15 protein-coding genes are annotated in these 17,701 nt (G+C 70.5%); 8 read left to right on the forward strand and 7 right to left on the reverse strand.

The window, feature by feature from the left end; genetic code table 11:
• Nucleotides 1–16 precede the first annotated feature (16 nt).
• From Pth03_RS29915 to Pth03_RS29925, 3 genes are all read left to right on the forward strand, one after another.
• Complete coding sequence (locus tag Pth03_RS29915) at nt 17–910, forward strand: fumarylacetoacetate hydrolase family protein (RefSeq protein ID WP_203947766.1); 894 nt, start codon at nt 17–19, stop codon at nt 908–910.
• Complete coding sequence (locus Pth03_RS29920; protein ID WP_203947767.1) at nt 907–2,385, forward strand: aldehyde dehydrogenase (NADP(+)); 1,479 nt, start codon at nt 907–909, stop codon at nt 2,383–2,385. Before Pth03_RS29915 ends, Pth03_RS29920 begins: the two co-directional genes overlap by 4 nt.
• Nucleotides 2,386–2,447: 62 nt before the next feature.
• Nucleotides 2,448–3,449, forward strand: a complete 1,002-nt coding sequence (locus Pth03_RS29925) for a Gfo/Idh/MocA family protein (protein WP_203947768.1) — start codon at nt 2,448–2,450, stop codon at nt 3,447–3,449.
• Nucleotides 3,450–3,502: 53 nt separating this feature from the next.
• On the opposite strand, the gene Pth03_RS29930 is transcribed toward Pth03_RS29925, so the two are convergent.
• The 6 genes from Pth03_RS29930 to Pth03_RS29955 form a co-directional block, all read right to left on the reverse strand.
• Nucleotides 3,503–5,824, reverse strand: coding sequence for a beta-xylosidase/alpha-l-arabinosidase (locus Pth03_RS29930; protein WP_239119467.1), 2,322 nt, complete (start codon nt 5,822–5,824; stop codon nt 3,503–3,505).
• Nucleotides 5,825–5,869: 45 nt separating this feature from the next.
• Nucleotides 5,870–6,844, reverse strand: coding sequence for an aldo/keto reductase (locus Pth03_RS29935; RefSeq protein ID WP_203947769.1), 975 nt, complete (start codon nt 6,842–6,844; stop codon nt 5,870–5,872).
• Nucleotide 6,845: 1 nt separating this feature from the next.
• On the reverse strand, nt 6,846–7,754 hold the full coding sequence (locus Pth03_RS29940; protein ID WP_239119472.1) for an SMP-30/gluconolactonase/LRE family protein: 909 nt from the start codon (nt 7,752–7,754) through the stop codon (nt 6,846–6,848).
• Complete coding sequence (locus Pth03_RS29945) at nt 7,754–8,773, reverse strand: NAD-dependent epimerase/dehydratase family protein (protein ID WP_203947771.1); 1,020 nt, start codon at nt 8,771–8,773, stop codon at nt 7,754–7,756. The genes Pth03_RS29940 and Pth03_RS29945 overlap by 1 nt, the downstream gene beginning before the upstream one ends.
• A gap of 45 nt (nt 8,774–8,818) precedes the next feature.
• Entirely contained in the window at nt 8,819–9,175 is a 357-nt protein-coding gene (locus Pth03_RS29950; protein ID WP_239119473.1) for a tautomerase family protein, read from the reverse strand.
• A 440-nt stretch (nt 9,176–9,615) separates the two neighbouring features.
• Nucleotides 9,616–10,707: a LacI family DNA-binding transcriptional regulator gene (locus Pth03_RS29955; RefSeq protein WP_239119468.1), complete on the reverse strand. Its 1,092-nt coding sequence runs from the start codon at nt 10,705–10,707 to the stop codon at nt 9,616–9,618.
• A gap of 557 nt (nt 10,708–11,264) precedes the next feature.
• Here Pth03_RS29955 and Pth03_RS29960 point away from each other — a divergent pair.
• The 4 genes from Pth03_RS29960 (at nt 11,265) to Pth03_RS29975 (ending at nt 15,859) form a co-directional block, all read left to right on the forward strand.
• A complete protein-coding gene (locus Pth03_RS29960; RefSeq protein ID WP_203947773.1) occupies nt 11,265–12,641 on the forward strand; it encodes an ABC transporter substrate-binding protein in 1,377 nt (458 codons plus the stop codon).
• 151 nt (nt 12,642–12,792) lie between these two features.
• The gene (locus Pth03_RS29965) at nt 12,793–13,635 is read left to right on the forward strand and encodes a carbohydrate ABC transporter permease (RefSeq protein WP_203947774.1); all 843 of its coding nucleotides are present in this window, start codon (nt 12,793–12,795) and stop codon (nt 13,633–13,635) included.
• On the forward strand, nt 13,628–14,416 hold the full coding sequence (locus Pth03_RS29970; RefSeq protein WP_203947775.1) for a carbohydrate ABC transporter permease: 789 nt from the start codon (nt 13,628–13,630) through the stop codon (nt 14,414–14,416). Before Pth03_RS29965 ends, Pth03_RS29970 begins: the two co-directional genes overlap by 8 nt.
• 57 nt (nt 14,417–14,473) lie before the next feature.
• A complete protein-coding gene (locus Pth03_RS29975) occupies nt 14,474–15,859 on the forward strand; it encodes a glycoside hydrolase family 5 protein (protein WP_203947776.1) in 1,386 nt (461 codons plus the stop codon).
• A 52-nt stretch (nt 15,860–15,911) separates the two neighbouring features.
• Here the strand turns inward: Pth03_RS29975 and Pth03_RS29980 are convergent, their stop codons facing one another.
• Nucleotides 15,912–16,559: an HD domain-containing protein gene (locus tag Pth03_RS29980; RefSeq protein WP_203947777.1), complete on the reverse strand. Its 648-nt coding sequence runs from the start codon at nt 16,557–16,559 to the stop codon at nt 15,912–15,914.
• Between the two features lie 139 nt (nt 16,560–16,698).
• Between Pth03_RS29980 and Pth03_RS29985 the strand changes: the two genes are divergently transcribed.
• The gene (locus Pth03_RS29985) at nt 16,699–17,664 is read left to right on the forward strand and encodes a GlxA family transcriptional regulator (RefSeq protein WP_203947778.1); all 966 of its coding nucleotides are present in this window, start codon (nt 16,699–16,701) and stop codon (nt 17,662–17,664) included.
• Nucleotides 17,665–17,701: the final 37 nt, after the last annotated feature.

A 17,701-nucleotide genomic window follows, 5' to 3' on the forward strand; every position in this document is an offset into this window, starting at 1 on the left:
ACCCCCAAGGAGTCACGTGAACATCGTCAGATTCCGCACGCGGAATTCCGCCCGCCCCCGGATCGGTCTGCACGACCACGACGGCGTCGCCGAGCTGGCGGCAACGGGCTCACTCGCCGAGCTGTGGGCGCTGCCCCTGGCCGACCTGCGCGCCCTGCTCGACGGCGCGCCGCGTAGCGAGCTCGTCCCCCTCGCCGACGTGGAGCTGCTCGCGCCCATCGACGGCACCACCGAGGTGTGGGCGGCGGGCGTCACCTACGAGACGTCCCGCGAGGCCAGGGTCGAGGAGAGCGAGCGCGCCGCGACCATCTACGAGCTCGTCTACGACGCCGAGCGCCCCGAGATCTTCTTCAAGTCGGTCGCGTGGCGGGTCGCCGGCCCCGGCGGCGAGGTGGGCGTGCGCGAAGACTCGGCCGTCGACGTGCCTGAGCCCGAGCTGGCCCTCGTGGTCAACCGTTTTGGCGAGACCGTCGGCTACACGGTCTGCAACGACGTGTCCTCGCGCAGCATCGAGGGCGAGAACCCGCTCTACCTGCCCCAAGCCAAGATCTATTTCGGCGCCTGCGGGCTCGGCCCGTGGATCCGGCCCGCCTGGGAGATCGGCGACCCGTACGACCTGACGATCGAGATGACGATCGACAGGGACGGCACGCGGGCGTGGAGCGGGCAGACCAGCACCTCCCGCCTACACCGGAGGCTGGACGACCTGGTCGCCTACCTGATGCGCGGCGACGTGCACCCCGACGGGGTCGTGTTGTCGACCGGCACCTGCCTGGTGCCGCCTGCGCCGTTCACCCTCGCCCACGGCGATGTGGTCGAGATCGGCATCGGCGGCGTCGGCGTACTGCGCAACACCGTCGTGCGCGGCGTCCCCGGGCACGCGCGAATCGCACAGGAGGTACGGGCATGACCACCCAGGAAACGGACACCACGCCGGCCGGACTCGACGACCTGTGCGCTCGTGCCGATGAGGCGGCGGCCGAACTGGCCGCAATCGGCCGGGCCGGACGCGCCCGGCTGCTGCGTTCGACGGCGCGTTCGCTGGAGGAGCGCAGGGCCGACCTGGTCGCCGCCGCGGCCCGCGAGACGTCGCTGCCCGAGCAACGGCTGAACGGCGAGCTGACCCGCACCTGCTACCAGCTCGACCTGTTCGCCGGCGTCGTGGAGGACGGCGCCTACCTGGAGGCGACGATCGATCACGCGGGGGACACCCCGATGGGCCCGCGCCCGGATCTCCGGCGCATGTTGCTGCCGCTCGGGCCGGTAGCGGTGTTCGGCGCGAGCAACTTCCCGTTCGCGTTCTCCGTGCCCGGGGGAGACACCGCGTCGGCCCTGGCCGCCGGATGCCCGGTGCTCGCGAAGGTCCACGAGGGGCACCCCGAGACGTCGCTGCTCAGCCGTGAGGTGCTGGCCGCGGGAGCCCGGGCCGCCGGGGTCACCTCCGACGTCGTCAACCTGGTGCACGGTCGTGAGGCGGGGGTCGCCCTGGTCGCGCATCCCGCCGTGCAGGCCGTGGGATTCACCGGGTCGGTCGGCGCGGGCCGGCTCCTGTTCGACGTCGCCTCGTCCCGGCCGTCGCCCATCCCCTTCTACGGGGAGCTGGGCGCGCTCAACACGTTCGTCGTCTGCCCCGAGGCGGCGCGTGCGCGCGGCGAGGACATCGCGGCGGGCCTGGCGTCCTCGTTCACCCTCGGCGTCGGCCAGTTCTGCACCAAGCCGGGCATGGCCCTGCTCCCCGCAGGCCCGTACGGCCAGGCCGTCCAGGACGCGCTGGCGGCCCGAGTGAAGGAGATGGGCCCGGGCGCCATGCTCGGCGAGCGCATCGCGGACGCCTACCGGCGGGGAACGCAGGAGCTGCGCGGCATCGAAGGTGTGCGGGTGCTCGCGACCGGCGGCGAGGAGGCTCCCGGCATGGGCGCGCCGCTGCTGCTGCACGCCGACGCGGGCAGCCTGGCGGGCGCGCTGACCGAGGAGTGCTTCGGCCCGGTTCTGGTGGTCGCCGAATACACCTCGGCCGAGCACCTGCTCGAGCTGCTGGCCACGTTCGGGCCGGCGCTGACCGGAACCGTCCACGCCGAGGCCGCCGACGCGGACCTGTCCGCGCGGGTCTTCGCCCACTTGTCCGGTGTGGTGGGCCGCGTCGTGTGGAACGGCTACCCGACCGGAGTGGCGGTGGCCTGGGGCATGCACCACGGCGGCCCCTACCCGGCCACCACCAACGCGCTGCACACCAGCGTGGGCGCCACGGCGATCCGCCGCTGGCTGCGCCCGATCAGCCTGCAGGACGTCCCGCAGGAGCTGCTGCCCGACGAGCTGCGCGACGCTCCCGCCGCCGCGGCCGGACTGGTCCGCCGGGTCGACGGTGTGCTGACCCCGGTCGAATGAGCCGTGCCGGTCCGGACGAGAATCCGATACGGCCGTCTAACGAACGAAAGAGACATCACGGAATGACCTCACAACCCCAGGCGACCCCACCCCTGCGCTGGGCGATCATCGGCACCGGCGGGATCGCGCGCAAGTTCGCCGACGACCTGCGCCTGACCGGCTCGGGCGAGCTGGTGGCGGTCGGCTCCCGCTCGGCCGAGCGCGCCGCCGCCTTCGCCGCGGACAAGGGCGCTGCCCGCTCGTACGGGGACCAGGCCGAGCTGCTGGCCTCCGGCGACATCGACGCCGTCTACGTCGCGGTGCCGCACAGCGGTCACCGGGACGCCGCGGCGGCGGCCATCGAGGCGGGCAAGGCCGTCCTGGTCGAGAAGCCGTTCACGATCAACCGCGCCGAAGCCGAGGAGCTGGTCAAGCTGGCCCGCTCCAACGGCGTCTTCCTGATGGAGGCGATGTGGACGCGCTTCCTCCCGCACATGGTGCGGATCCGCGAGCTGCTCGCGCAGGGCCGCCTCGGCGACATCCGGCAGGTCAACGCCGAGCTCGGCGTGTGGTTCAAGAGGAACCCCGAGCACCGGCTGTTCAACCCCGACCTGGGCGGCGGCGCGCTGCTCGACCTCGGGGTCTACCCGATCTCGTTCGCGTCCATGGTGCTCGGCACGCCCTCGAGCGTGCTCGGCTCCAGCCACTTCGGCGACACCGGGGTGGACGCCCAGACCGCCGTCGTGCTCGGCTACGAGCAGGGCCGGCAGGCGGTGATCGCGACCTCGATGGAGACGTGGCTGCGCAACCAGGCGTCGATCTCCGGGACGGACGCCCGCATCGAGATCGACTTCATGTGGTACTCGCCGAAGTCGTTCACCCTGACCGACCGCACCGGCGCGGTGGAGCGCTACGACTTCTCCGTGCAGGGCAACGGGCTGCGTTTCCAGGCCGAGGAGGTCGCGCGGTGCGTGCGGGCCGGCCTGCTGGAGAGCCCGGTCATGCCGCTCGACGAGACCATCCAGATCATGGGCACGATGGACGAGGTGCGGGCCCAGGCCGGCTTCCGGTACCCCGGCGAGTGACCTGATCCCAGAAGGGCGGGGCGACCTCACCTGAGGCCGCCCCGCCATGTCTCTCAGCGCTCGCCCACCGTGGCCGTCATGACCCGGTCGAATCCGATGTACCGCCGCTGCCCGGTGAGGGACACGGTGATGGTCTCGCGGATGTCGGCGCTGGAGGCGCCCACCCGCAGCTCGACCTCGCCCGGGTCCACCTGCCTGCGCCCGGACGCCCCGGTGTAGGAGGTCTGGTCGGCGTGCAGCGTGATCGTGACCTCGCGCGTCTCACCCGGGGCCAGGTCGACCCGGTGCGCCGCCACCAGCGACTGCACCGGGCGGGCCACCTCCGCGACCGGGTCGTGGAAGTAGACCTGCACGACCTCGGAAATCGTGCGGGCGGCGTCGTTGCGCAGGGCGACCCGCACGTTGTAGACGCCGTCGGTCGTCCACGTGGCCGACGGGTCCCCGGTGACGCCCTCCCACGTGACGGGCGTGTAGGACAGGCCGTGGCCGAAGGGGAACAACGGGGTCGGGTCCACCGAGCTGACCTCGCTGCGGCGGGCCAGCGGCGCTCCCAGGTAGGTGGACGGCTGGTTGCCGCCGCCCTCGCCGGGGAAGCCGACCGGCAGCCGTCCCGACGGGTCTGCCCGGCCGGACAGGACGTCGGCCAGCGCCCGCGCGCCCTCCTCGCCGGGGAAGAACCCGCAGACCACCGCCGCCAGCCGGTCGATCTGCCGCGACAGCTCGTACGGCCGGCCGACCAGCAGCACCAGCACGACCGGGGTGCCGGTGGCCAGCACCGCCTCGAGCAGCTCCTCCTGACGGCCGGGCAGGCGCAGGTCGGGGGCGTCGCAGCCCTCGCCGGAGGTGCCGCGCCCGAACAGCCCTGCCTGGTCGCCGAGCACGGCCACGCACACGTCGGCCTCGGCCGCCGCCGCCACGGCCGCGGCGATGCCCTCGTCGTCCCCGCCGAGCACGGGCACACCCTGCTCGTAGCGCACGTCGTAACCCGCGGCGTCGGCGCGCAGCGCCTCGACCAGGGTCGGCACCTCGATGCCGATCGGCACGTCCGGGTGGTGCACGCCGACGTGCATCGGGAAGGAGTAGCAGCCCATCATCGCCTGCGGGGTGTCGGCGCGCGGCCCCACGACGGCCAGCTTCAGCCCCGCCGCCAGCGGCAGCGTTCCGGTGTTGTGCAGCAGCACGACCGAGCGGCGGGCCAGCTCGCCGGCCAGTTCCCGCACCTCGGGGCCGTCCAGCACCACGTCGCCCGTCTCGTCCAGCACGGACGACTCGGGCGTCCAGTCCGCGTTGAGCAGGCCGAGCCGTACCTTCTGCAGGAGCACACGGCGCAGGGCGCGGTCGATGAGCGCGACGTCGACCTCGCCCCGCTCGATGGCCTCGACCAGGGGCGGGCCATAGCAGTTGACCGTGGGCAGTTCGACGTCGATCCCGGCGGTGAGCGCCAGCCGGGCCGCGTCGCCGGGCGAGCTCGCCACGTTGTGCAGGGTCTGCAGGAACGCGACGGAGAAATAGTCGGCCACGACGGTGCCGGTGAAGCCGTAGGTGTCGCGCAGCAGGTCGGTCAGCAGTCCGGGGTCGGCCGCGACCGGCAGGCCGTCGATGTCGGCGTAGGAGTTCATCACCGAGTCGGCCCCGGCCTTGAGTGCCATCTCGAACGGCGGCAGCAGCACGTCGGCGATCTCGCGGCGGCCTGCCGACACCGGCGCCAGGTTGCGGCCGCCCTTGGACGCCGAGTAGCCCACGAAGTGCTTGAGCGTGGGGATCACGCCCGCGGACGCCAGACCGCGCACGTAGGCGCCGCCGATCGTGCCGACGAGGAGCGGATCTTCGCCGATGGTCTCCTCGACCCGGCCCCACCGCAGGTCGCGGGCGACGTCCATGACGGGTGCCAGGCCCTGGTGGATGCCGAGGCGGCGCATCGTCGCCCCGATCTGGGCGCCCATGCGCTCGACCAGGCCGGGGTCGAAGCTGGCCCCCCAGCACAACGGCGACGGGTAGACCCCCGCCTGCCACGCCGCCAGGCCGGTCAGGCACTCCTCATGCACGAGCGCGGGGATGCCCCACCGCCCCGCCTCGGTGATCGAACGCTGGGCGCCCGCAAGAGTCCTGGCTCCGGTGACGACGTCGACGGGCGTGGTGCCGAACGGCCGGGTCAGCTGGCCGATGCCGTCGGCGACCAGTTCGTCCCATCCGACCGGCAACGAGGTGAACTCATGCTGGTGGGGGGCCATCTCGCCGTCGCTGTTGTCGATGCCCACCCAGACGCCGTACAACTGGGCGACCTTCTCGGCCAGGCTCATCCGGGACATCAGGGCCTCGACGCGTTCGTCGTCGGGCACGCCGGCGTCCCTCCACACCTCGGAATCAGTGCTCACAACCACGGTCTTCTCCGTTAACTCGTTGGGATCGAGGGGCCGGCATCAGTCCAGCCATCCGCCGGACGCCGGGACGTGCCGGTCGAGCTCGGCCCACAGCTCGCCGGGAATCGGGGTGGTGGCCAGGTCGAGGGTGGTCGCGATCCGCTCGGGCGTGGACACGCCGACGATGGTCGAGGTCACCCGGGGGTCGCGCAGGGAGAACTGCAACGCGGCGGCGGCCAGGGGCACGCCGTGGGCGCGGCACGCCGCCTGCATCGCGCGGACGGCGTCGCGCACCGGCTCCGCGGTGTCCCTGTACGCGTAGCGCGGCTGGGCGTCCGGGCCCTTGACGAGCATGCCCCCGCCGTACGGCGCGCCGTTGACGAAGGCGACCCCGCGCTCGGCCGCGTCGTCGAGCAACGGCCCGGCCTCGCGGTTGACCAGGGTCCACCGGTTGTGGTTGATCACGGCCTCGAACACGCCGGTCCCGACGAAGCGGCGCATCAGGTCCACCGGACCGCCTGCGATGCCGAGGTGGCCGATCACCCCTTCGTCGCGCAGCGCGACCAGGGCCTCGACCGGACCGCCGGGGGCCATGGCCTGCTCGAACGTGACGTGGAACTCGGGGTCGTGCAGGTACATCATCGGCACGTATCCGACGCCCAGCCGGTCGAGGCTCTCCTCGACCGAGCGGCGCACCCGCTCGCCGGAGAAGTCGCCCGTGTCCGGGTCGGCGTCCGCCTTGGTCGCGAGGACGAACCCCTCGGGCAAGTCGCGGCGGCGCAGCACCGCGCCGATGCGCCGCTCCGCGCTGCCGCCGCCGTAGTTGTTGGACGTGTCGAGGAAGTTGAACGGACCGTCGAGCACGGCCTCGACCGTGGCCTGCGCCCGCTCGTCGTCGACGGCGTAGCCGTACAGGTTGGGCATGCTGGCCAGCGGGCTGGTGCCGATGCAGATGGGGGTCACGGCGAGCCCGGTGCGGCCGAGGGGACGGCGGCTCGCCGGGTCGATGGCGTCGATGGTCAGGTCGTCTGCCATGTCAGATCGCAAACTCGTTCGCGCGGCGGCCGCGGAAGCCGGGCTCGGCCCGGAAGATCATGCCTGCCGTGGGCTCGCGCCGCAGGTCGTCGGGGGACAGGTCTTCGGTGGAGGTGCTGATCAGGAGCTGGTCGAGGGCGGGCCCGGCGAAGCAGCACGACGTCACCTGCCGGGTGGGGAGGGTGATCGTGTGGTCGAGCCGGCCGTCCGGGGTGTAACGGCACACCCGCGACCCTCCGAAGAAGGCCACCCAGACGGCGCCCTCGGCGTCGACGGTCAGCCCGTCCGGGATTCCGGGGATGCCGGAGGTGTCGGCGAAGGCGCGCCGGCCGGTCAGCGCCCCGGTGGCCACGTCGTAGTCGAACACGTCGACGCGGCGCAGCGGGCTGTCGGCGAAGTAACACAAGGTGGCGTCGGGGGACCAGTCGATGCCGTTGCTGATCGTGGTGCCGGTCAGCACGGTGTGGAGTGAGCGGTCGCGGTCGAGCCGGTAGAGGGCGCCCGCGCCCGGTTCGACGTCGTAGGCCATGCTCCCGGCGAAGTACCGTCCGGCGGGATCGACGTTGGCGTCGTTCATCCGCAGCCCGGGCAGCCCCGCCAGCGGCGAGGCCAGCCGTTCGCGGACCTCGCCCCCCGTGTTCAGGCCAACCGTGGCCAGCGCGACGCCGTCGCAGTCGGCCACCACGACGGTCTCGGGGTCGGTCGTGGGATGTACCGCGGTCACCGGGGCCGGCAGGTCGAACCAGCGCAGGTCGCCGTCCTCGGCCTCGACGTCGGCGTCGAACACCCGCCCGCGGGGGATGTCGACGAAACGCAGCCGCCGCGCGGCGGCGTCCCACACGACCCCTTCGCAGTGCACGCCCGCGACGTCCAGCCACGGCCGCGCGGGAGATTCCGGCTCGCCGGCCATCACGGCGCCAGCGCAGCGAGCGCCGCGGCGGCGGCCCGGTGCCCCTCCACCAGCCGGCCGAGGACGGCGTCGGTCGCCGCGTCGGGCCGGGTCTGCTCGGCGTGGGCGGCACGATGGTCACGCAGCCGCCGGGCGCCCTCGGACCAGGTGGTCGTCGGGTTGAACGCCGGGACGAACCGCTTGATCTTGCTGTTGTCGAAGACCGCGCTGTGCTGCAGGTCCCCGACGATCAGGTCGGACCAGAACCAGTCCGGGGCCACGACCGGCAGGAGCTCCGACGGCAGGTGCAGGAGCCGGGCCGGCGTGCCCTCGGTGCGCCCGACGATGTCGTAGATCTCGTTCCAGGTCAGGGCCTCGTTCGAGGTGATGTGGAAGTCCTCGCCGATCGCCTGCCAGTTGCCGATCAGGCCGACCAGGCCGACGGCGAAGTCGCGCGCGTGCGTCAGGGTCCACAGGCTGGTGCCGTCTCCGGGCACGACCAGCTCGTCACCCCGGGCGATGCGGTCCCACGCCGTCCAGTCGCCGGGCAGCGGCGGGTGGGCGTCGTCGTAGGTGTGCGAGGGCCGCACGATCGTGGCCGGGAAGTCCCGCTCCTCGTACGCCCGGTGCAGGACGTCCTCGGCGGCGATCTTCTCCCGGGCGTACCCCAGGAACGGGTTGCGCCGGGTGGTCGACTCGACGAACGGCACCTGCCGCACCGGCTTGTGGTAGATCGAGGCGCTGCTGATGTGGATGTACTGGCTCGTGCGGCCGGCCAGGAGGTCCACGGCCGCGGCGGCGTCCTTGGCTCCGAAACTGAGGAAGTTGACCACGCTGTCGAACGTGGCGCCGCCGAGGGCCCGCCGCAGCGACTCGGCGTCCTCGACGTCGGCCTCGATCGTCGTGACCCCGTCGGGAAGAGGCCGGCGGCCTGCGGTGCGGCCGCGGTTGAGGACGTGCACGTCCTGGCCCTGACGGACCGACTCGGCCACGCTCGCCGAGCTGATCGTGCCGGTGCCGCCGATGTAGAGAACCTTCACTGCGGGACTCCAGATCTTGGATTTCGTGGATGGTGCGTGAGGCGGTCAGCTGCGGGACTTGCCCGCGAACCAGTCCTCGAAGCCGTTCTCCACGATGCTGATGAGCAGGTCGTCCGGCCGGATGCCGATCTCTTCGAGCTGCTTGGCGATCTGGTCGAACATCGCGTATTTGGTGGTCACGTCGTACATGTGGACCATCAAAATCTGGATGCTGACCAGCTGCCGCCGCTCGACGCCGTTGTAGCCGGGATCGAAGACGATCTCGCCGGGCTCGTGGGTGCGGAAGATCTGGAACTTGTCGGTCGGGTCCATGCCGAGGCCGTCGACCAGGGCCTGGTGAATCCCGTCGCTGATCTGCGGGCCCAGCCGCTCGGCGAGGGAACGTTCGAGGTCGATCTGCACAAGAGGCAACGTTGGTTCCTTCGAAAGCCGTGCCGAAAAGTTTCGAAAAACAATGGAAACTTGGGGAGTGCAGAGTCAACGTAGAACGGCCGATCGGCGAACGTCAAGGGCGCTCAAGCCGAGAAAAGGCTGACATAGTGACATTTTTGCTTGTCAGAGGCCTGGCAGGAGAGTCTGTGCGCCATCGTTCGGCGTCCCACCGCGGCGGTACGGCAGGCCGCACGACGCACCCCTCGGCTGTGCCTGCCCTACAACATCATGCCTGATCAGAGGCATGATCAGGGAGTGGGGACGGCCGGTTGGGGCGGCTCGCAGGCTCGAGCCGCCCGTCCCGGCGATCCGAAAACAACTTTCGCTAAAGTTTCTCGGCCGTAACGAGGCCGGCAACCGAGGGCTTGGCGGTTACGGAGGTTCGGCCGTAAACCCGGACGTAACGGCGCTCAGCCGCGGCGGCGTGATCCGCGCGCCGGCGGCTGCCACGGCGCGGTGCTCTCGCGCACGACCAGGCTGGTGGACAGCTCCAGGTGCATCGGCGGCTCGCCGGGGGTGTGCGCGGTCTCCAGCACGTTGCGGATGGCCAGCGCCGCCATCTGGGCGAGTGGCTGCCTGACGGTCGTGAGCTGGGGAGACATCCACTCGCACATCTCGGTGTCGTCGAAGCCGACGACGCTGAGATCCTCGGGGATGCGCAGACCCCTGGCGTGGGCCTCGTCGTAGACGCCCGCCGCCTGCTGGTCGGACCCCGCGAAGATCGCCGTCGGCGGTTCCGGCAGGTCGAGCAGTTCGGCCGTGCCGCGCCTGCCGCCCTCCGCGTAGAAGTCGCCCTGCCGTACCAGGCTCTCGTCGAGCGCGAGGCCGGCCCGGCCGAGCGCGGCGCGGTAGCCGTCGAGGCGCTCCAGGCTGCACCGCCTGTCCATCGGGCCGGTGATCACCCCGATGCGGCGATGGCCCAGCTCGGCCAGGTGCTCGGTGGCGGCGAAGCCGCCCGCCCAGTTGGTGGCCCCGATCGTCGGGATGTCGCGGTCGTACCCGCCGACCTGGTCGATCACCACGAACGGCGTGTCGATCGGCCGCAGTTTCTCCACGGCCCCCTGCAGGGTGCTGGTGACCACCAGCACCACGCCGTCGGTCGGCCGGGAGGCCAGCGTCTTCAGCCATTCGCGGGGCTGCGCCTCGCGGTCGTGGGTGACGGTCAGAACGAGGCTGGCGCCGAGCCGGTAGGCCTCCTGCTCGGCGCCTCTGAGCAGCTCAGAGGCCCAGGCGGTGTCCAGCTCCGTGATCACGAAGTCGACCAGGCCGACCTTGGCGGTCTCGGCCCTGGTCCGGCGCTGGTAGCCCGTGGAGATCAACGCGTCCTGGACCCGCCTGCGGGTCTCCTGACCGACCGCCTCGCGGCCGTTGAGCACCTTGCTGACTGTCGGGGCGGACACCCCGGCCGCACGCGCCACCATCGCGATGGTCACACGGTCGCCGTCGGTGCGCCGGGGGGTTTCTGCCGTCCGCTTCCTCGTGCTCACATGCTCGGTCGCCACGACACCTCTTCACGCGCTGAACCGGTCTGTCGAAAGTTTCTCTAACGGTAGCACCGCTGGTGACGGGCCCGTTGACGACGTTGAAGGTAAGCTCCTGACAACCTGAATACCGGCTTGTCCGAATCTTGGCCGCAACCTGGCCCGCGGGCACGCTCCGGCATCGGCCCGCACGCCCCCCCCGTATGGCCTGCCTCGTGCGATCGGCCCGCGCTGACCTGTGGCTAAGGCGCCGACGATCTCGGTGGGCGGCCAGGGTGGCGCTCGGCCGGCTGACAACACGACGCCGCCCGGCAAGGTCGTCCTCGTAACTGAACGGAAACAAATTCGGCCGAAGTTCTTGACACTGTCACTCGGCCGGTGTTTCTCTCTCACGAGAAGACTTTCCGAAACTTTCGGTTTTCATGCCCCGAGACCCACGCCGACCTCGTCGCCGCGGACGACCGGGACCCCCGTGCTCAGGCGGGAGCACACGCCACAACCGTCGTCTCCGTCTCCCCGGAGGACGGCACGGCGTCAACACGACCAGTGCGTGCCAGTCACGTGCAAGGAGAGATCACATGCTGGGATCCTCGCTTATCAACAAGCACCGAGTCTCCGGAGCCGTCGCCGTGCTCGCGGCCTCGGTGCTGACGCTCGCCGGATGCGCCGGCGGAGGAACGACCGAGACGGCCGACAAGGGCTCCGCCGACTCGGGCAGCATCACCTGGTGGGGATGGACGCCTGACGGGGCTCCCGCCGAGGCGTACATCAAGGCCTTCAACAAGGTCTATCCGAACATCAAGGTCACCTATAAGAAGCTGACGATCGACGGCTACGACGCCGCCATCCGCCCCGCCCTCGCCTCCTCGGTCGGGCCGGACGTCTTCGACGTCGCCCCCGGCGCCGCCAACGGCTCGGTCGACATCTACGGGGTCAACGCCGTCGACCTCACCCCCGCGGTGGCCAAGGTGCTCGGTGCCGACTGGAAGTCCAAGCTCGCCCCCATCGGCGTCTCCAGCCTGACGGTCGACAACAAGCTCGTCGGGCTGTCGGTCGGCTCCAACTACGCCGGGCCGGTGTGGATCAACCAGGACCTGTTCGACAAGTACGGCCTGAAGCCGCCCACCAACTACGACGAGTGGAAGCAGGTCTGCGCCGACTTCAAGACCCACGGCATCAAGTGCTTCGTGCAGGGCGCCGCCCAGACCGCCTTCAACGAGGACACGCTGCAGGCGATCAGCAACAACGTCAAGCCGGGCGTGTGGGCGCAGGCCCTGGACAAGAAGGTCCCGTGGACCGACCCGACGATCGTCCAGGCGCTGACCATCTGGAAGAAGCTGTTCGACGACAAGATCATGCAGGACGGCGCCCTCGGCGTTCAGCAGTACCCCGACGCCAACAACGACTTCATGTCGGGCAAGGCCGCCATGGTCATGATGGGCACCTGGTACATGCAGTACTCCACCGTCGACGGCAGCACCGCCGCGATCTCCGGCGCCGGCGTGGGCGACCCCAAACCCTTCACCCAGCTGCCCATCGCCTTCCCTGACGTCGCGGGCACCGGCAACGTCGGCTCCCTGTACGGCGACGCCGACTTCGGCCTGGCGGTGAACAAGAAGTCCAAGTCCATCGCCGCCGCCACCACCTTCGCGACCTGGCTCACGACGTCGCAGGCCGGCCAGCAGGCCGTGGCCGACATCCTCAACGACATCCCCGCCCTGACCAGCGTCCAGCCCGACTGGAACACGATCAAGCTGGTCAACCCGCAGGTGCAGCAGCCCGCGTTGGAGAAGCTGATCACTGACGCGGGCAAGTCGGCCGAGCCGCGCCTGTCGACGGTGAGCGCCGACCTGCAGACCGCCATCGGCGTCGCGTCGACCACCGTGGCGGCCGGTCAGGCCACGCCGGAGCAGGCGGCCGCGACCCTGCAGAGCACCGCGGAGAAGATCAAGTAGAGCCGCAGACGGCACGTCTCATCCCACACGCGCAGGGAGATCCATGACTTCCATCACCTCGCCGGAGACAGGGGCGCGCCGTCCGACGCCCGCCTCTCTCCCGGGCGCCCCCCGGAAGAGGGGCGGGAGGCCCTCAGGTCTGCCGTGGATCATGCCGGCGTTCGTCTTCGTCGTCGGCCTGATCTACTACTGCATCATCGAGACCGGTTACCTCTCGACCCTCGACTGGGACGGCACCAGCCCGACCCCTACGTCGGTCGGGGCGGGCAACTACACCGCGATCCTGCAGGACCCCATCTTCTGGAAGGCCATCTGGCACACGGCGGTCTTCTTGGCCGTGACCTTCGTCGTGCAGACCGCGCTGGGGTTCGTGTTCGCCGCGCTGCTGCACTCGAAGGTGAAGCTCGGCACCCTCTACAAGGTCCTCGTGTTCACGCCGGTGGTGCTGGCGCCGGCGACGATGGCGCCGGTGTTCCGGCAGATGTTCGCCGCGGACGGCCAGCTGAACTGGGCGCTGGACCACATCGGGCTCGGGTTCCTCACCCAGCCGTGGCTGGCGCAGTCGAGCACCGCCATGCCCGTGATCATGTTCATCACGGTGTGGCAGTTCACCGGCCTCACGTTCGTGCTCTACTACGCCGCCATGGGGCAGATCGACCCCGAGACGCTCGAGGCCGCGCGCACCGACGGCGCCAGCAACCTCCGCGTCCTGGTCAGCATCGTCTGGCCGGGCGTGCGCGGCACCACGGTGGCGCTGGCGATGCTGAGCGTGATCGGGGCGCTGAAGACCTTCGACATCCCCTACCTGGTCACCATCGGCGGCCCCAACTACAGCACCGAGTTCCTCGGCACCTACATCTACCGGATGAGCATCCCGATGGCCCACGTCGGCTACGGGGCGGCCCTGTCGATCCTGCTGCTCATCCTGGCGTTGCTCGGCGCGATCATCGTCGCGACCCGGGCCAACCGGAAGGACGGTGAATCCGGTGTTTGAGGCGCGCCGGTTGTCGACCAAGCTGCTGCTCCAGGTCCTCGTGACCCTGCTGATCATCCCGTTCGTCTTCCCCCTGGTGGTCATGATCCAGGGCTCGCTGGCGGGCCAGGGATTCGGCAACTACCGGGCCGTGTTCGCCGTCGGCACCGTGGGGACGTTCTTCAGGAACAGCGTCATCGTGTCGGTCTCGACGATCCTGATCGTCTACGTGCTCACCATGCTCGCCGCCTTCGGGTTCTCCAAGCTGCACATCCGCGGCAAGGAGATCTACTTCTGGATGATCCTGGCCGCGCTCACGCTGCCCGAGGTCGTGCTGCTCACCCCGCTGTTCGCGACCACTCTGAGCATCGGCGTGTACGACACGTACTGGGCGGTGGTGCTGCCGCTCGCGGCGCTCCAGATCCCGTTCACCGTCCTGCTCGCCCGCAAGTTCATCGACGGCGTGCCCGACTCGCTCTTCGACGCCGCCCGGGTCGACGGCGCCAACCTCTTCACGGCCTTCCGCTTCATCGTGCTGCCGATGACGCGGCCCATCGCCGCGGCGATCGTCGTCCTCACGCTCATCGGCTCCTGGAACGACTACCTCCTGCCGCTGGTGCTGATCCAGGACCCGGCCAAGCAGACGATCACGCTGCTGCCGCAGTTCTTCGTCAGCCAGTTCAGCAACGACCAGACCAAGGTCCTGGCCAGCGCCGTCATCACCGCGATCCCCGAGATCGTGGCCTACCTGTGCCTGCAGCGCCTCTTCGAACGGGGCCTGGCGGCCGGCGCGCTCAAGTAGCCGGCACTCTCTCGGCCCTCCGCATGATCCCTCGCCAGATATGAGGAACACACTGCAATGACCTCGAGCAACACAGCCTTCCTCCGCACCTCGGGCCGCCAGTTCGTCGACGAGACGGGCGCCGCCGTACGCCTGCGGGGCGTCGCGGTGGGCGGCTGGCTCAACATGGAGAACTTCATCACCGGTTATTCCGGCAACGAGTCGCTGATGCGCGCCACGGTGCGCGAGATCCTGGGCGACGAGCGCTACGAGCTGTTCTTCGAGCGGCTGCTGAGCTCGTTCTTCGCCGAGGGCGACGCGAAGTTCCTGGCGGAGATCGGCATGAACTGCGTGCGCTTCCCCGTCAACTACCGGCATTTCGAAGACGACGACAAGCCGTTCGTGTTCAAGGAGGACGGCTTCCGGCACCTCGACCGGGCCATCGAGGCGTGCGCGCGGCACGGCATCTACTCGGTCGTCGACCTGCACGCGCTGCCCGGATCGCAGAACCACCACTGGCACTCCGACAACCCGACGCACCGGCCCGCGTTCTTCGACCACCCCCACTTCCAGGACCGGGTGGTGGCGATGTGGGAGCGCATCGCCGACCACTACAAGGACAACCCGTGGGTGGCGGGCTACAACCCGATCAACGAGCCCGCCGACGAGTCGCGCAAGGTGGTGGGGCCCTTCTACACCCGCCTGGTGGAGGCGATCCGCGCGGTGGACCCCCGCCACACCCTCTTCCTCGACGGCAACACCTACTCGACCGAGTTCGACGTCTTCGACGCCGAGTGGGACAACACCGTCTACGTCTGCCACGACTACGCCGCGCCCGGCATGGGCAACGGCGGCGACTACCCCGGCGTCACCGACGGCAAGTACTACGACAAGGCCGCACTGGAGGCCAAGTACCTCCAGCGCACCGAGTACACCCGCCGCACCGGCACCCCGGTCTGGGTGGGGGAGTTCGCCCCGATCTACACCGGTGACGAGCGCAAGGACGCCATGCGCCGGCAGGTCCTGGAGGACCAGCTCGAGATCTACCGTCGCGACGAGGCGAGCTGGTCGAGCTGGATGTACAAGGACCTCGGCCGCCAGGGCGTGATCAACGTACGGCCCGACTCTCCGTACATGAAGCGCTTCGGCGACTTCGTGGCGAAGAAGAACCGGCTCGGCGCCGACAACTGGGGCAGCGACGGCAACGGGATCATCGAGGTGACCAAGCCGTTCCAGGACATGATCGCGCGCGAGTTCCCCACGTTCGACCCCTACCCGTGGGGCCGTTTCGACTGGGTGCGCACGCTCATCCTCAACATCGCGGTCGCCCAGCCTCTGGCGTACGAGTACGCCGAGCTGTTCCGCGGCCTCGGTGACGACGAGCTGGTCGCCCTGGCCGAGTCGTTCGCGATCGAGAACTGCGAGGTGCGCACCAGCCTCGTGGAGCAGCTGAAGGCCGGCTGACCTTACGGCCACGCGATGCCGGTCGGCCGGGACGCCCCGGCCGGCCGGAGCCTCACTCGGGCCACGGCGAGTTCTGGATGACCTCGACGAAGTCGCCGCGGACGAACCCGGGCACGAAGTGCTCCAGGACGTCGGCCTTCACGTTGCCGAACGTGGTCTCCGGCTTGGGCGCGATGCCCTCGGTGAAGGCCTGCAGGATGCGCCGCTTGAAGTCCGGGCGCGGATGCAGCGTGGTGATCTCCGCACGGTCCGCGTCGGAGACGTCGGCGTAGCCGATCCCGAGCACGTCGTATTCGACGCCCGCGGTGACCAGCGCGACCTCGGGCTCCATGAATTCGGGGATGCCCGGCGTGGTGTGGAGGGCGATCGCCGTCCACACCCGCCGGACGCCGTCTTCCGGCACGCCGTGGCTCCGCAGGAAGTCGCGGGCCTCGTCGGCGCTGTCCACCTCGAAACGGCGGCCGCTGGTGCGGAAGCGCTCCCCGAGGCCGAGGTCGTGGAACATCGCGCCGACGTAAAGCAGTTCGGGGTCGAAACTCAGGCCGCGGTTGCGGCCCTGGAGGCTCCCGAACCAGTAAACGCGGCGGGAATGGTTGTAGATCAGCTCGTTCGTGGTGTCGCGGACGAGCTCGGTGGCCTCGGCGGCGAGCCGGGTGTCCGGCACGGCCACGCCCGCGGCGGCCTGCTCGTGGACGGTCATGGTGTGACTCCTCGCGATAGGTCGGTACGGCTCCAGGCTGCCCGTGGCCCTCGGGTGGCGGCCATGTCTTCCGGGACAGGAACCCCACAGCCGGGGACATGCCCGAAGGCGGCTCCCGGCATCGCCGTACGCTGGAAAAATGCCCGGAAGACCGCACGAGGTGATCGTCTTCGCGTTCGACGGCGTGCGGCTGATGGACGTCGCCGCCCCGCTCGAGGTGTTCTCGACCGCCTCCACCGCCGCGCGTCCCTACACCGTGCGGGTGTGCACCCCGGACGGGCGCGAGGCCACCACCTCCACCGGCCTGCGCATCTCCGCCGACCTCCCGGCCGGCCAGGTGCGCGCGGCCGACACGCTCGTCGTGCCCGGCCCCGCCGACCTGGCCGCCTTCCAGCGCAGGCCCGAGCTGGTCGGGCACGTCAGGCGCCTGACCGGTACGGCGGGGCGGGTGGCGGCGGTGTGCACCGGCGCCTTCGCCCTCGCGGCGGCAGGCGTGCTCCGGGGCCGGAGGGCCACGACGCACTGGGAGCACGCGGAGGCGCTCGCCCGCGGCTATCCGGACATCACGGTCACCCCCGACGCGATCTACGTGCAGGACGGGCCGGTGCTGACCTCGGCCGGGGTGACGGCCGGCATCGACGTCTGCCTCGCCCTCGTGGAGCAGGACCAGGGGCCGGACGAGGCCCGCAGGGTCGCCCGCGACCTGGTGGTCTTCCTCCAGCGGCCGGGGGGCCAGTCGCAGTTCTCCGTCGCGTCGCGCACCTCAGCCACCCGCCATCCCGTCCTGCGCCCGCTGCTGGACGCCATCGCCGCCGACCCGGCGGCCGACCACAACCCGCGCGCCCTGGCGAAGAACGCCGGGGTGAGCACCCGCCACCTGTCGCGGCTGTTCCGTGAGCAGACCGGCACCACCCCGGCGGCCTACGTCGAGACCATGCGGCTGGAGGCGGCCCGGATGCTCCTCGAACGCGGGGAGAGCGTGACCGTGGCGGCCAGGCGCAGCGGGCTCGGGAGCGACGAGACCCTCCGGCGGATCTTCGCTCGGCATCTCAACACCACTCCGTCGGCGTACGCCGCCCGCTTCCGGACGACCAGCCCGTCCTGAAAACGGTGCGATGACGGCGCGGCGGCCTTTCCCGCGA

The sequence above is a fragment of the Planotetraspora thailandica genome (assembly GCF_016863335.1).
GTDB classification, from domain to species: domain Bacteria; phylum Actinomycetota; class Actinomycetes; order Streptosporangiales; family Streptosporangiaceae; genus Planotetraspora; species Planotetraspora thailandica.

Bases quoted from the DNA above. Each gene is read 5' to 3' on its own strand.
- Pth03_RS29920 (WP_203947767.1), top strand. From the start codon at position 907: ATGACCACCCAGGAAACGGACACCACGCCGGCCGGACTCGACGACCTG.
- Pth03_RS29980 (WP_203947777.1), bottom strand. From the start codon at position 16,559: ATGACCGTCCACGAGCAGGCCGCCGCGGGCGTGGCCGTGCCGGACACC.
- Pth03_RS29965 (WP_203947774.1), top strand. From the start codon at position 12,793: ATGCCGGCGTTCGTCTTCGTCGTCGGCCTGATCTACTACTGCATCATC.
- Pth03_RS29975 (WP_203947776.1), top strand. From the start codon at position 14,474: ATGACCTCGAGCAACACAGCCTTCCTCCGCACCTCGGGCCGCCAGTTC.
- Pth03_RS29935 (WP_203947769.1), bottom strand. From the start codon at position 6,844: ATGGCAGACGACCTGACCATCGACGCCATCGACCCGGCGAGCCGCCGT.
- Pth03_RS29960 (WP_203947773.1), top strand. From the start codon at position 11,265: ATGCTGGGATCCTCGCTTATCAACAAGCACCGAGTCTCCGGAGCCGTC.
- Pth03_RS29940 (WP_239119472.1), bottom strand. From the start codon at position 7,754: ATGGCCGGCGAGCCGGAATCTCCCGCGCGGCCGTGGCTGGACGTCGCG.
- Pth03_RS29925 (WP_203947768.1), top strand. From the start codon at position 2,448: ATGACCTCACAACCCCAGGCGACCCCACCCCTGCGCTGGGCGATCATC.
- Pth03_RS29985 (WP_203947778.1), top strand. From the start codon at position 16,699: ATGCCCGGAAGACCGCACGAGGTGATCGTCTTCGCGTTCGACGGCGTG.